This window comes from Stenotrophomonas sp. CASM106, assembly GCF_049384825.1.
Lineage (GTDB): Bacteria > Pseudomonadota > Gammaproteobacteria > Xanthomonadales > Xanthomonadaceae > Stenotrophomonas > Stenotrophomonas muris.
The window spans coordinates 73,761-87,707 of the sequence record NZ_JBMRFS010000003.1; the positions used below are offsets into that span (position 1 = coordinate 73,761).

At 62.7% G+C, this 13,947-nt stretch carries 10 protein-coding genes and 1 pseudogene; 9 read left to right on the forward strand and 2 right to left on the reverse strand.

Going from position 1 to position 13,947, the window contains the following annotated elements:
• The first annotated feature begins 151 nt into the window (after nt 1-151).
• From VG556_RS07685 to VG556_RS07725, 9 genes and pseudogenes are all read left to right on the forward strand, one after another.
• A pseudogene (locus VG556_RS07685) lies at nt 152-681 on the forward strand (DUF6988 family protein).
• A 245-nt stretch (nt 682-926) separates the two neighbouring features.
• A complete protein-coding gene (locus tag VG556_RS07690) occupies nt 927-2,081 on the forward strand; it encodes an AAA family ATPase (protein ID WP_026069905.1) in 1,155 nt (384 codons plus the stop codon).
• Entirely contained in the window at nt 2,078-4,303 is a 2,226-nt protein-coding gene (locus tag VG556_RS07695) for a S8 family peptidase (RefSeq protein ID WP_019184004.1), read from the forward strand. The genes VG556_RS07690 and VG556_RS07695 overlap by 4 nt, the downstream gene beginning before the upstream one ends.
• A 54-nt stretch (nt 4,304-4,357) precedes the next feature.
• On the forward strand, nt 4,358-5,137 hold the full coding sequence (locus tag VG556_RS07700) for an RNA polymerase subunit sigma-24 (protein WP_019184003.1): 780 nt from the start codon (nt 4,358-4,360) through the stop codon (nt 5,135-5,137).
• On the forward strand, nt 5,134-5,727 hold the full coding sequence (locus VG556_RS07705) for a hypothetical protein (RefSeq protein ID WP_019184002.1): 594 nt from the start codon (nt 5,134-5,136) through the stop codon (nt 5,725-5,727). Before VG556_RS07700 ends, VG556_RS07705 begins: the two co-directional genes overlap by 4 nt.
• A 3-nt stretch (nt 5,728-5,730) precedes the next feature.
• On the forward strand, nt 5,731-9,159 hold the full coding sequence (locus VG556_RS07710; RefSeq protein ID WP_019184001.1) for a UvrD-helicase domain-containing protein: 3,429 nt from the start codon (nt 5,731-5,733) through the stop codon (nt 9,157-9,159).
• A 96-nt stretch (nt 9,160-9,255) separates the two neighbouring features.
• Entirely contained in the window at nt 9,256-10,185 is a 930-nt protein-coding gene (locus VG556_RS07715) for a multiubiquitin domain-containing protein (RefSeq protein ID WP_019184000.1), read from the forward strand.
• Nucleotides 10,185-11,591 (forward strand): ThiF family adenylyltransferase, encoded by a 1,407-nt coding sequence (locus VG556_RS07720; RefSeq protein ID WP_019183999.1) that lies wholly within the window; start codon nt 10,185-10,187, stop codon nt 11,589-11,591. Before VG556_RS07715 ends, VG556_RS07720 begins: the two co-directional genes overlap by 1 nt.
• Before the next feature lie 155 nt (nt 11,592-11,746).
• A complete protein-coding gene (locus VG556_RS07725; protein ID WP_230626872.1) occupies nt 11,747-11,929 on the forward strand; it encodes a DUF6527 family protein in 183 nt (60 codons plus the stop codon).
• Between the two features lie 202 nt (nt 11,930-12,131).
• On the opposite strand, the gene VG556_RS07730 is transcribed toward VG556_RS07725, so the two are convergent.
• Both VG556_RS07730 and VG556_RS07735 read right to left on the reverse strand, forming a co-directional pair.
• On the reverse strand, nt 12,132-12,557 hold the full coding sequence (locus VG556_RS07730) for a DUF1016 N-terminal domain-containing protein (protein WP_237740308.1): 426 nt from the start codon (nt 12,555-12,557) through the stop codon (nt 12,132-12,134).
• Between the two features lie 75 nt (nt 12,558-12,632).
• Nucleotides 12,633-13,832, reverse strand: coding sequence for a tyrosine-type recombinase/integrase (locus VG556_RS07735; RefSeq protein WP_019183998.1), 1,200 nt, complete (start codon nt 13,830-13,832; stop codon nt 12,633-12,635).
• Nucleotides 13,833-13,947 lie beyond the last annotated feature (115 nt).

Here is a 13,947-nt window from a genome sequence, read left to right on the forward strand (position 1 = left end):
CGATGACGCCATGCCCGAGACAGAACACGCCGATTCCAACGATCCCCTGGAACACATGCTCCAGCGCTCGGAGGCCTTGCACGAACGGTTCAACGAACTGCTTGACGACCCCGAGTTCGACGGCTCTCCACGCGGCGCGACAGCTCTGGGCATGTGCCTAGTCGTCAACGAACACGCAACAGCCTTGCATGCTATTGATGGCGCTAGGCATGCCGACATCAGCCGTCAGCCTGATGCGGCTGCAGTTCAAAGCGCTGACCCGCGCGATGTGGCTCATCTATGCAGCCCCGAGACAGCGATCGAGAAACTGTCGGCCCTGCTCACACGGGAAGCCGAACAGGCCGCCAAGAATTTGCCCAGCGCAAAGGGCATGATCGATCAGATCGGCAAGCGCGTCGGACAGGATGCGCCGGCAGCAGCCCATCAGACGCAGGTCCACTTCAAGGGCATCTCCTGGAACACCATGAACTCGTTTATGCACGGCGGCATCCATCCCCTGAGACGCAATGCCGATGACTTCCCCGTGCATCTGGCCTGGAGGTGCTGCGCAACTCGAACGGCCTGAGGACCATGATCGCCATGATGATGGCCATCCTCACCGGCGATGAAGCCATCACCATTCCGATGAGCAAGGCCCAGCCGGCGTTCGCCGACTGCCCGCCGGACTTGCTCAAGCCCTGATGGCCGGTCATACGACACCCCGCCCGACCATGCGCGCCTCGCGCGCATAGGCGATCAGGCGCTTCTCAGCGTGGAATTGCAGATCACGCTAGACGGCAAACCTGCCAGTCGACGACCGCGCTGTGACCGCCACTGCCGCAGCCTCTCTTACTACTTGACCTCGCTTTATGAGATAATTACTTTAGTCCATTGAAGAATTTTTATTTTTCAATATAAATCAATGAGTTATCAAGGTTGCGGGCGAAATGAGAGAAGAGCAGTCAGATTTAGCCCAGATGGTCCGCCTGGCTTTGGCCGAGCAGAGTGAGGATGTGCGCCTGTTCACGGCGCGGCTGGTCCGCAAGTACCGAGGGACGGCGCCCGACTTGGCCGAGCAGCTCGAACTGTTCCTGAAGTCGAAGCCAGTACGCAGTGTCTCTCCCATGCGCAAGCTGTCGCCTCAGCCGCCAACGGCCCACGCCTTGCCGGTTGACGACGAATCCCGTCTTTCTCTCCTGAAGGTGTTCAAGGACGAACCGACGAGAGATGCGCCGCTGCTGTCCAGCGATGTCGAGGATTCACTGGGGCAACTCATCGCCGAGCGCCGGCAGAGCGATCGACTTCAGGCCATGGGGCTGACGCCGACCCGCTCGGCCATTTTTGTGGGGCCGCCCGGGGTCGGCAAGACACTCACGGCCCGCTGGCTGGCCGCGCAATTGAAGGTGCCGCTGTACGTGCTCGACCTGACAGCCGTGATGAGCAGCCTGCTGGGCAAGAGCGGCACCAACCTGCGGGCGGCCATCGATTTCGCCAAACGCGAGCCTTGCGTGCTGCTGCTGGACGAAATCGACGCTATCGCCAAGCGACGCAGCGATGACAGCGACGTAGGCGAACTCAAGCGCCTGGTCACGGTGATCCTGCAAGAAGTCGACGAATGGCCTGCCAGCAGTGTATTGCTGGCGGCCACCAACCACCCGGAACTGATCGATCCGGCGCTGTGGCGACGCTTCGACCTGGTGGTCCAGTTCAAGACGCCCGATGAACAGGCGGTCAAGGAAGCCATCAAGCGATTCCTTGGGCCGGACTACGCCCTTTTTGCCCGTTGGATCGACATCCTGGTGTTTGCATTCGCCGGCCATTCGTTCAGCGACATCGAGCGCGACGTGCAGCGCTTCCGGCGTGCCGTGGCGCTGGGCACGACCACCGACGCTGATCTGGTCGAAGACTTCATGAAGGCGCGTGCTTTGGCGCTCGATAGGCAGGGCCGCATCGACCTGGCAGTGATGCTGGCCAAGCAGACCCGCCTGTCCCAGCACACTGTTTCCGACATCACCGGGGTGAGCCGGGACACGATCCGAAAGTACACCAATGAGACGTCTGCGGTACGAAAGGCCGCACAACGGAGAAAGGCTGACGCATGAGCCAAACCAATTTCCTGATCGGTCGTGGCGAGCTACTGACCCATGACATCGTCGGCCCGAAGCGCATGCCAGGCAAGGCCGAGGTCTACACGTTCGCGCAGGCGCGGGAGCGAATGGTTCCTCAGTTCCGCAGTGCAAGCAAGGCGCTGGACGAGCTATCTGCTGACGCTTGCCCGGGCGACTTCGCGGTAGCCCGGCTGATGATGAATCCCAGCTTCATCGCGCGCTCGTATTTTCCGACAGGACTGCTGCGTAGTACGGGACTGGAGTCCATCGGGAGCCGTACCGTCAAGGTCAAGCCGCAGGCCTGGACCCGCAAGGGGCAGCCGCATGAAACCACAACGACCGAACTGTTTGTCGCCGGCAAGCGCCAGGCTTTCCGCAACCTCTCCCGATGGACGGAAACCATTGAGGCGGAATCCGACGAGGGCGAAGATCTTGCCCACATCGAGCAGTTTGCCGCCTTTGCGCCAGCAGAGCGAATCGTGGGCCTCGGCGGCCCGAAGGATCGCTTTTTCGAAGTAGGCCTACATCTGCTACCGGATGAAGACCCGGGCCTAATCCAGAAGGCTTTCGTGAAGTTCGCGCAGCGGGAAGGCGTGAAGGTCCATAGTGAAGTCGATTTCATCGCCGGCAATCTGTGGTTCGTGCCGGTCGAGGGCAAGCCGCGCGACATTGAGCGGTTGGCCAGCTTCGCCTTCGTGCGGGTGATCCGTCCCGTGCCAAAGCTGCGTGGTATCCGTCCCTTGCAACGCAGCGGTGGGCCCTCAGTGGGATGCAGCCTCCCCACCGAACAGGCCCTTTCATCCGAACCTCGCGTCGCCATCCTGGACGGTGGCCTGCCCAAGCACCATCCGATCGGCCCCTGGCTGCGCTCGTACCGCAAGCTCGACGAAGACGCCGACGATGATCCGGACGGTCCGGAGCATGGCTTGGGCGTGACCTCGGCCGTGCTGTTCGGTCCGATCCAGCCCAACGGTACGGCCGGCAGGCCGTTCGCCCCGGTGGACCATCTGCGCGTGCTGGACCAGGAAGCGGGCGGCGAAGATCCATTGGAGTTGTATCGCACACTCGGTCTCATCGAGCAGGTTCTGCTGTCGAGGTCCTACGAGTTCATCAACCTGAGCCTGGGCCCCGATCTCGAAGTGGAGGACCGGGAAGTCCACGCTTGGACGTCCGTTATCGACGAGTTGCTCAGCGACGGCGACACGCTCATGACGGTGGCCGTTGGCAATAACGGAGACCGGGACCGCGAGCTCGGCTACAACCGCGTGCAGGTTCCATCCGATTGCGTGAATGCGCTCGCGGTCGGCGCGGCCGACGACACCGATGCTGGTTGGGCACGCGCGCCCTACAGCGCGATCGGGCCGGGCCGCAGCCCTGGCGTTATCAAGCCAGACCTGATGGCGTTCGGTGGCAACCCAGCAGCCAAATACTTTCATGTGTTGGCGCCGAACGTGAAGCCGGTTCTGACGCCGCAGTTGGGTACCAGCTTCGCGGCTCCGTACCTGCTGCGTAGCGCGGTCGGCGTACGCGCGATCCTGGGCGGAGATCTGACGCCACTCGCCATCAAGGCCCTTCTTGTTCACGCGGCCGATCCTGGCGAGCATGATCCGGTCGAAGTGGGTTGGGGCAAGATTCCTGAGGACACCCTCGACATTATCACCTGCCCGGATGGTGTGGCCCGCGTGGTCTACCAGGGCGAGCTCAAGCCCAGTAAGTACTTGCGTGCCAGCCTGCCGCTGCCCAAGGAAGGACTGCTCGGCAATGTGCGTCTGAAGGCGACGTTCTGCTATGCCTCACCCACCGATCCGCAGGATGCCGCGGCCTACACCAAGGCCGGCCTCGAAGTGGTCTTCCGGCCCAACGACGAGAAGATCAAGGACGGCAAGAGCAACGCGGATACCAAGGGCTTCTTCGACTTGAAGAAGTTCGCCACCGAGCAGGAGCGGCGTTCGGATCAGGGCAAATGGGAAACTGTGCTGCACGGGGCCAAGACCTTCCGTGGCTCCAGCCTCAAGAACCCCGTTTTCGACATCCACTACAACGCCCGCGACGGCGGCGGCCGGGCCACCACTGGTGCCGAGAAGATCCGCTATGCACTGATCCTCTCGGTCGAGGCCCCGAAGCATGCTGATCTCTACAACGACATCTTGCGTGCCTATGCCAAAACCCTCGTGCCGATCCAGCCGCAGGTGTCCTTGCCGATTCGTGTTCGGTGACGGTGGAAAAGAGAGCGCATGTATAGAGCGGGCTGACGGGCAAGGAGAAGATCGATGCCGAAACCCTTGAGAAGCAAGGACAAAAACGGGGAGCCGTTCGCGCGACCACCGGAGATCGACGCCTGTTTGCAGAGGCTGGAGTCGATCGATGCCGCGACACGCCTGCAGGCCTTCACCGTCGCGTCGAGGAAGAGCGACGGCTATGTGCCGTCGGAAGCACTGACATATTTCCTGCGGCGCGCCCATGCGACGGGCGCAAAGGACGAGTTCAAGCAGCTTTTCGGACTGCTCATGAAGCGCGTCGGGCAGTCTCTGTTTGCATCGATCCCGGACTCTCGTATGGCCGGGGCACAAGACATCCGAGAAGAGGTCATGAGCCGATTCGCTGAGCGAATCGCCAAGGACTGCAGCGGCCGCTTCGCTATGCTGGATTTCTTTGAAGTGCGGTTCGACCTAGCATTCGCCCGGTTCCGCAAGACCGTGCTGAGGCAGATTGGTCCGGCCTCGGTCCTTACAGTGCCGCTGTCCACGGATGACGATGAGGGTCAGGACATTTCACCGGAGGTCGAGGCAGCAGCGGCCGACTTCCTCGGAGGCGACCCTCAAAAAATTGACGACCCGGCTTTCCGGTTGGAGTTGGACGCTGCGATTGACGCATTACCAGACGATCAGAGACGGGTCGTTGGCTTGCTACGGCAAGGCTTCCAGATCGACTCGAAGGACCCGAACATCATGACTATCGCGAAGATGCTCCAGTGCGATGAGAGAACCGTGCGCAATCGCCGCGACCGTGCCTACAAGACCCTCAGGTCTGTTCTGCAGGAGGACGCATGAGTACGTCAAAGCCTTTCGCTGCAGACGAGGAATCTGTGCTGATGGCGTTCTCCATGGAGCCCAACCATGGCCGGGAAACGCTTGAACGCTACATTAGGGAGTACCCGCAGCATGCGACCGCGCTGATCGACTGTTCGATCGATCTGATTTATGAGGCGCCAGAAAGCGATGTTCCGGCGACCGAAGTGCCGGACAGCGCGATTGATAAGGCCTGGCAGCGATTCGAGCGGGCTGTCCAGCAGCCCGATGCGGAGGTTGCGAATCCGTTCACCAAGCTCAATACGAGCAGCTTCAAGTCGCTCGCACGCAGCCTGGACGTCAGTAATCTCTTCCTCATGCGGGTGCGCGATCGGGCCATTCGTACTGCCACCATTCCTGCCCGATTCGTCGAGAAGCTTGCGTCAGAACTGGGTGTCACCGTTCAAGCTGTGAACACATACCTGCAGGGGCCACCGGGCATGGTTTCCGGACACGCTTTTCGGTCAAATGTGAAGCCGAGTGTGGGCGAGCAGATCACGTTCGACCAAGCTGTCGCGACTTCACAACTCACGCCGGAACAGCAGGCGACGCTAAAGGCATTGTCGGACTGAACGATGGACGCCACCGAGGCCGCGCGACTGGAAGCAGAACGCCTGCACCGTGCGAACGTCGCGGCCGGCGGAGATCCGACCCGGCCTTTAGTGTTTGCGCTTCAGGAAGCCTCAAATCGCGGCTTGGATGTGTACGCGCTGCGAGAAGGAGACCCACAGCTTAAGGGAGGCAAAGCCACGTTCGACTGTCAGGCTGGAGGCATCCTCTACGAGGATCGTGGATCGGACTTCGAGCGTGCGTTTTTGATTGCACACGAACTCGGCCATGTCGTGCTGGAAGGTGGCACACTCGACCTGGTGACGGTGTATGTCGAGCCCGACCGATCGCTGGAGGACGCGCCGGTGGGCGTCGATCGTGTCCTTGACTACGGGGCGCGCGAGCGACGTGAAGTGAAGATGGACCTCTTCGCGCGCGAGTTCCTGCTGCCGCGCTCCGTGTTGCGCGACTTGCATATCTACGACGGGCTGGGATCCGACGCGATCGCGACGCGCTTCGGCGCACCGCTCGCTGTGGTGCAGCAGCAGCTCCTGGATGCACTGCTGCTGCCACCCGTCGGGGAGCCGCACCCCGCGGGCGTCCGCGCGGCGGCAGGTCCGCTCACCCCAGACCACACGCAGGCTCAGGCGGCCGCACATAGGGGCTTGGCATTCCAGCTGCAGGCAGGGCCGGGCACCGGCAAGACGCGGACGCTTGTTCGCCGCATCGAAGTGTTGCTTGCGGATGGCGTCGATCCCACCACGATCCTGGTACTCACTTTCTCCAACAAGGCGGCCAATGAACTGTGCGAGAGGATTGCTGCGAGAAACCCTGTTGCGGCGGCAGCGATGTGGATTGGCACATTCCACGCATTCGGCCTGGACATCGTTCGCCGTTTCCATGACCGACTCGGACTGCCCGCAGCCCCGCGTCTGATCGACCGGACGGAGGCCATTGAACTCCTGGAGGACGAGTTTCCGCGGCTCGACCTGAAGCACTATCGCAATCTCTGGGACCCAGCTCTGGATTTGAGCGACATGCTGAGCGCGATCTCACGCGCCAAGGATGAGGTCATCGATGCTGCGGGTTATCGCGCCCTCGCGCAGTCTATGGCGATCCAGGCGGGGGCCGACCAGGACGCCGCGGTCCGCGCGCAGAAGTGCCAGGAGGTCGCCATGCTCTTCGAGGCGTACGAACGGCTGCTGACCGCGCGCCATCTACTGGACTTCGGTGACCTGATAGCGCTGCCGGTGCGTCTTGTCGAGGGTAGCGCCGAGGTCAGGGACGCACTACGTGCTCGCCATGAGCATGTGCTGGTAGATGAATACCAAGATGTCAACCGCGCCTCGGTCCGGCTCCTGAAGGCCATCGTCGACGGCGGCCGCAACCTGTGGGTTGTCGGCGATGCACGCCAGTCCATCTACCGCTTCCGCGGCGCCTCCGCGACAAACATCGCACGCTTTGCGATTGATTTCCCCGGCGCGCAGGCCGCGCAGCTTGGCATTAACTATCGCTCCGACGAGCGGATCGTCAATGTGTTCACCGAGTTCGCGCGCGGCATGCAAGCATCCGCCGGTGCGTTGCCGCTGAACCTGCAGGCCGAACGTGGCTCTACAGGAGCAGGGGTTGAGCTTCGCGTTGCCGGATCGCCTGGCGATGAAGTCTCCGCGATTGCAGCGTCTATCACGGCCCTGCACGAGCAGGGTATTGCCTATGGTGACCAAGCGGTGCTGTGCGCATCCAACGCGCGCCTGAACGCCATTGCCGAAGGCCTTGAGGCCAGGGGCATTCCCGCGCTGCACTTGGGTAGCCTGTTTGAGAGGCCGGAAATCAAGGATCTGCTGGCGTTGCTCTCGCTGGTGACCGACCCGCGGGCGGCCGCGATGGTGCGCGTGGCAACCATGGCTCGGCACCAAATGCCCTTGAAGGATGTCATGCGGGTCATTGAGCGGCTGCGGACGACGAATCCAGCTTCGCTGGATTGGTTGGCAATACACGCCGGAGTGGATGGCCTGGCAGACGGCAGTCGAGAAGCGCTCTCTCGCCTGTCCGCGCTCTTTGCAGGTGTGAACGCATCGACCGACCCCTGGCTCTTACTTGCTGGATGGACGATCGATGGTCTCGGACTCGCGAAGACGCTTTATTTGGCTGGTGATCCGCAGAGTCGCATGCAATGTCTGGCTGTCTGGCAGTTCTTGAACTTCTGTCGCCGGCAGCCAAGAGGCCAAGGCATGCCAGTGGTTCGCCTGCTTGATCGCGTCAGGCGGTTAGTTCTGCTCTCTGAGGATCGTGGATTGAGCCAGTTGCCCCGCAGTGCCGAGAACATCGAAGCAGTGCGCCTGATGACCATCCACGGAAGCAAGGGGCTGGAGTTCGATGTCGTTCATTTACCTGGCATGGTAACGTCCGGCCTACCGCGCAACAACGTGCCGCCGCGTTGTCTTCCGCCGGACGGTCTGATCCATGGTTCGGAGGGACTGACCGGCATCGAGGCGGTGAAGGCCGGCCACGACGAGGAAGAAGAGTGCTTGTTCTTCGTAGCGCTTTCGCGAGCGCGCGATAGGCTGCAGCTGTATGCCTACGCCAGGCAGGCAGATGGTCGTACGCGTAGCGCCTCCAAGTTTATCGCCCCGATCGACCGACTCCTTGTTCGTCCGGTACCGGTGCCGTTGCAAGCCGGCTCGACATCGACGGGCACGCCGCTCGCCATCACATGGCAAGGGCGTCCCCAATGGACCGACATCCAGGTCAACCTCTTCGAGCGGTGCCCGCGCCGCTTCTTGTACACGCACGTGCTGAGGCTTGGAGGTCGGCGAACTGAAACCGCATTCATGAAGATGCACAACGTCGTGAGCGACGTGTTCGATTGGTTGAAACGGGAGCACGAGACGACAAGTCCCACGGTCGACGAGCTGGCGGCACGCTTCGAGGAGGCCTGGTGCTCCAAGGGTGCGACAGAGCATGGATATGCGGAGGACTACCGCCGCATCGGCAAGCGGCTCGTCGATTTCCTCATCGAGAGCCGGAATCGTGCCGTGGCCGCGCCGGCGCCACCGATCTCGCTGGGTTGGGCCGAGGGCGAGATCCTCGTAACCCCGGATGGTGTAGCTCACGGAGCCGGTGGCCGGGTCACGCTGCGGCGCGTCATGACGGGCAAGCAGCGCTCGAACGCCTTCGATGATATTGAGTACACAATTCTCCAACTCGCCGCCGCCCAGGCTTATGGACCACATGCGCAGGTCGAGGTGACCTACCTCACCAGCGAAACCATCCAGCCGATGGAAATCACGTCGCGCAAGCTGGAATCCAGGCGCGAGAAGCTGCAGACCTTCCTTCAGGCAATGCAGGCCGGGCAGTTCCCCTCCAAGCCCGAGGCTCGTAGCTGTCCGCGCTGCCCGCACTTCTTCCTCTGCGGCGAGTTGCCCGGAGGGGGGTGGGTACAAGAAAAACTTTGATCGACCTTTCCGGTCTGACGCTGGGCTGCGATTGACCAAGTAAGGGGCTAGAAAACCTGCAATCCCGCAGATGAAGGCTCCCTATGAGGCAATCAAATGCAAACCCAAACCACCAGCGGTGATGACCGCTTCGATGTCGAAGATGTTGCTGCGGCGATCCGCGAAGGCCGCAGCCTGCGGCCAGCGGCGCTCTACCGGATCGTCGTCCTGGACGACCAGCTCCACGAACGTCACGTCGATCTCTCCGATCCGGTGCCGACCGGGCGCCAGATCCTTCAGGCCGCCGGATCGCGCCCGGCCGATGAGTACAGCGTTTATGCGATTTTGACCTCTGGCGAGTTCGAGGACCTGCGTCTGGACGAAACCTACGATCTGCGCGGCCGCGGTGCGGAACGTTTCGTCATCTTCCAGACTGATCGCGCGTTCAAGTTCACGATCGATGACCGGCAACTGGAGTGGGGCAAGCCCAGCATCAGCGGCCGCGTGCTCAAGGCGCTGGCCGGTGTCCCGCCAGAGACCTACGACGTCTATCTCGAAGTGCGTGGCGGGGGCCAGGACATTCTGATCCGCGACGGCGACCTGATCGATCTGGGTAAGCCGGGCATCGAGCGCTTCATCACGCTAATCCGTGACACCACTGAGGGGCTGCTCACGCTGCCCGAAGCGGACCAGCGCTATCTGAGCAGCCATGGCGTGGCTTTCGAGATGGTGAGCGACGGTGCGCACACGGGCGTCATCTTCAAGCAGTTGCCGCTGCCCTCCGGAAAGCTCAACCACGCCACGGCCGATGTGCTCGTTCTCCTGCCGCCGGGCTATCCCGATGTTGCGCCGGACATGTTCTATTGCGACCCGTGGCTGACGCTGCAAAGCGTTGGGCGCTACCCGACCTGCGCTGACCAGGCCCACGCGTTCCAGGGCCGCAGCTGGCAGCGCTGGTCGCGCCACAACACAGCGTGGCGCCCGGGCATCGACGGCCTGCACACTATGCTCAAGCGCATCGAGCACGCCTTGGCGGAGGCGAAGTGATGTCGCCGGCCGCTCTGGACATCGTCCTGCTGGAGCCGCACGAGGCGGCCCTGCGCTTGCTGCTGCAAAGGGAAAACGGTGCCGAGGCGTCCGCCTACGTGCTGTTCGGCAAGGCTGACATCTCGGCAGACCCCTGGTCGGGAGTGCCTCGCACCAGATTGATCTCGCACGAAGTCATCCCCGTCGCGGCCGATGAAATGGTCTCCGCATCGCCTGTCCATGTCACATGGTCCACCCGAGGCTTCATGCGCATTCTCGGCATCGCGAAAGAACGGGGCTTGGTTGCGGGCCTGGTACACACGCATCCGAACGCGGCAGCGTTCTTCTCCGACCAGGATGACCGAAACGAGTCGGAGCTGGCCCGGACGACGTTCAACAAGGGCGTTTCCGGCCTAGCCAGCATGGTGTTCGGCCGCGATGACGCCATCGCGGGCAGGCTCTGGACTGCCCCCGGCAAGACGGTCATGGCATCCTCGATCTCGCTGGTAGGAAGCCAGATCAAGATCGCGCGCAAGGTGGCTGCGGCTGACGAAGATCAATTCCTGGCGCGGCAGGCCGCGCTCTTCGGCCAAGGGTTCAATCCAGTCGTGCGCGGGCTGCGGGTGGGTGTCGTAGGGGGCGGCGGCACGGGCAGTGCTGTCGCGATGCTATTGGCGCGGCTGGGCGTCGGCTTTCTGGGGCTGATGGACAAAGACACCATTGATGTCACCAATCTCAACCGCGTGCATGGCTCGCGCACCGCAGATGTGGACGCCGGCTTGGCCAAGGTGGACATCCTCGCGCGCGAGATTCGCGCCGCGGGTCTCGGCACCCAGGTCGTCACCAAAGAGGAGTGGGTCGGCCATCCTGATCTGCGCGATCTGCTGCGCTCCTGCGACGTGCTTTTCGGCTGTACCGACGACCATCAGGGGCGGCTGACGCTCAACCGCCTGGCGCACTACTACGGCATCCCGCTGATCGATGTGGGCCTGCGCATGCGCGCGGCACGCAGCGGCGCGGACTTCGACATGACGGGGCGCGTGTCGACGATTGGGCCCGGCAAACCTTGTCTCATGTGTCTGGGAGTAGCCGATCCGCGCCGCGCTGCGGCCGAAGGACTCCGGCGCAGCGACCCGGCCGAGTTCGAGCGGCGTAAGGCGGAAGCCTATGTGGACGGCGGCGGCGACCCGGCGCCTGCGGTGGTCACGTTCACCACGGCCATCGCCTGCGCGGCCGTCGATGAACTCATTCAGGGACTGACCGGTTTTCGCGGTCCTGCGGGCATGTCGCACAACAGGATTCGCCGCTTTGACCGCGTAGAGGATCGCACCATGACCTGCCGACCCTTGGCGTCTTGCCCGGTTTGTGCCAGCCAGGCGAGCTGGGGACGCGGCGATGTCAACCCATTTCTTGGCGTTATCGGATGACCATGAAGCGACTTATCGCGCGAGCGCTGCGCCGGCTCGGGTGGCTGCAGTACAACCTGCTCGTTTACCCGGTCGCGCAGCATCCGGGCAATAATGCCGTGCCGCCGGGAGAGCTGTGGCTGGTCATCGACACTGGCGTCAAGAAGTGGGCTTGCATGAGCTGCCCCGGCGGTTGTGGCGTGCAGATATCACTTTCCCTTAACCCGGATCGACGACCCCGGTGGTCTGTCGAAACAGACTTCTGGGGGCGACCAACCATGTCCCCCTCCATCCACCAGCATCGGGCATGTTCCTGTCACTTCTGGGTAAAGAAGGGTTTGATCGAGTGGTGCCGGTAGAGACCCACCCGGCACCATGTCTGGCCGATACGCAATCGACGCTGTCGTCGGCAAAGGTGCAGCCTTTGCCAAGCTCCGGGAGAAATCCACCATCCGCTGGTCGACTGCTGTTGAAGATCAGATTCCGAGTATTCGTCCTTGAGGTTCAGTGACTCCAACTCATACGAGCTCTTGATTGCATCGTCAGGCTTTGGCGGTGCGCTCATAGAAGTGGCTGCCGATCTGCCATTCGAGCTGGCGCACCGCGCAGCGCCTCGGCCTCGTAAAACCGACGGGTATGGTCATCCTTGACCGCCAGCAGCCGGACATAGGCCGACCACAGCAACGTGAAGACCAGGGCCAGTTCGGAGAGGTCAAATTTCCGAGACAGCGTCTCGGAAATTGCCTCAAGGGGGTAAGCGGCAAAGAAGCGCCGCATATTTTCCAGGTTGACCGGGCTGAACCCGCGCCCAAAGCGCGCCGTCAGACCGGCGGACAACCGCGCCATCAACTGCTCGCCGTAACCGGCCCGCCGCCTGCCTTTCTGCTCGGCTTCCACGATCCGGCGGCCAATCTCCCAATAGCTGGTCGTCATCAGCGCATTGACACTGCCCGCCGCTGCTTGGCGCGCGGCATCCAGCAGTTCCACGATGCCGCCCTGGATGCCAGCATAGCCAGCCCCGGTAAGGCGGCGGATTCCCTACTGCTGCGGGCGTCTTCCTTGTCATGCTGTCACCTCCATAGAACGGGACGCCCCGGTAATCGCCAGCCGCCGATTCGCCACCAGTTCGGCGGCATCTCGCACCGGCTTGTCCTCGGTATGTACGTAGTGCATAAACATCGCCACGGTCTTGTGACCTGTGAGCTTCATGCCCACTTTGGTTGGCACGCCTGAGTTGGCAATGTCGGTCGTCGCTCGATGGCGGATGCCGTGCGTGCCGACGTGCGGCACGCCGGCAGCCTTGAGCACGCGCTTCCAACCGCCGTAGTGTTCTCCATGCGTCAAATGCCGGGCCGGGTCGTTGGGCGACGGCAGGACGTAGGGGCAGCCCTCCCGGCGCGGCGCCGTCGAAAGCAGCCGATAGGCTTCCTCGCTCATGGGCTTGGAGATACCGCCGGTCTTGCTGTCGCGCCAGACGACGCGGCGCTTCTCCAGGTCAACCCAGCCCCATTCGAGCGGGCAGATTTCGGAGCGGCGGGCGGCGAACTCGAATTGCAGGCGGATCGCCAGCGGGATGACGTAGTTCTCCAACCCTTCCGCCTCCAAGTGTTCCAGGTGGCGGAAGATCCGCACCAGCTCATCGTCCACGATGAGCCGGGTTTCCTTGCCGGGCGGAAACATCGGGACGTGACGGCACGGATTGGTGCCGTCCGGGCGCAGCCCCCACACTTCGGCCAGGTTAAACATCTTGCGCAGCACGCCAAAGGCGCGGTTCGCCTCGGCCGGCTTGTAAGCCAGTTTCTTCATCAGCGCGGCCACGTCCGGGCGCTTGACGTCCTGCACCTTCATCCGGCCCAAGATCGGGATGATGCAGCGGTCGATGACCCCCTGATAGCCGCGCTGCGTGCTGGGCTTGTTGCGCTGCTTGGAGTAGTCCTCCATGAAGGTGGTGCAATACTCCTTCATGGTCGGTGCCTTGCGGGCGGCATTCTTGGCCGCGCTAGGGTCGCCGCCCCGGCGAACCTCGGCCAGCCACTCCTGCGCCATGACGCGGGCCTGCTCGACGGTTAGTTCCCCGTACTGGCCCAGGGCGGGCTTGCGGCGCTCGCCGGCGTTCGTGCGGTACTGGAGCATGAACACCTTGCGGCCTGCCGGGGTGATCTTGCACAGGAAGCCGGGCACCACGGTGTCCCGGAGTTCGAAGGCCTGCGCCTGGGGCTTGGCGGCATCGACGGCGGACTTGGTGAGTTTGATTCTTGCCATGATGACTCCTCGGAAACCGCGGTTTCCAAGAGCCACATGGGAGCCACGCGACCGGAAGCCGGGTCAAGTTTCGGAAAGCACCGGCATATGATGGACGCGCCTAAGTCCTTGATAA

What these genes read in the sequence shown, in the direction of transcription:
- VG556_RS07690 (WP_026069905.1), top strand. Translation starts at nt 927, where the DNA reads ATGAGAGAAGAGCAGTCAGATTTAGCCCAGATGGTCCGCCTGGCTTTG.
- VG556_RS07695 (WP_019184004.1), top strand. Translation starts at nt 2,078, where the DNA reads ATGAGCCAAACCAATTTCCTGATCGGTCGTGGCGAGCTACTGACCCAT.
- VG556_RS07700 (WP_019184003.1), top strand. Translation starts at nt 4,358, where the DNA reads ATGCCGAAACCCTTGAGAAGCAAGGACAAAAACGGGGAGCCGTTCGCG.
- VG556_RS07705 (WP_019184002.1), top strand. Translation starts at nt 5,134, where the DNA reads ATGAGTACGTCAAAGCCTTTCGCTGCAGACGAGGAATCTGTGCTGATG.
- VG556_RS07710 (WP_019184001.1), top strand. Translation starts at nt 5,731, where the DNA reads ATGGACGCCACCGAGGCCGCGCGACTGGAAGCAGAACGCCTGCACCGT.
- VG556_RS07715 (WP_019184000.1), top strand. Translation starts at nt 9,256, where the DNA reads ATGCAAACCCAAACCACCAGCGGTGATGACCGCTTCGATGTCGAAGAT.
- VG556_RS07720 (WP_019183999.1), top strand. Translation starts at nt 10,185, where the DNA reads ATGTCGCCGGCCGCTCTGGACATCGTCCTGCTGGAGCCGCACGAGGCG.
- VG556_RS07725 (WP_230626872.1), top strand. Translation starts at nt 11,747, where the DNA reads ATGAGCTGCCCCGGCGGTTGTGGCGTGCAGATATCACTTTCCCTTAAC.
- VG556_RS07735 (WP_019183998.1), bottom strand. Translation starts at nt 13,832, where the DNA reads ATGGCAAGAATCAAACTCACCAAGTCCGCCGTCGATGCCGCCAAGCCC.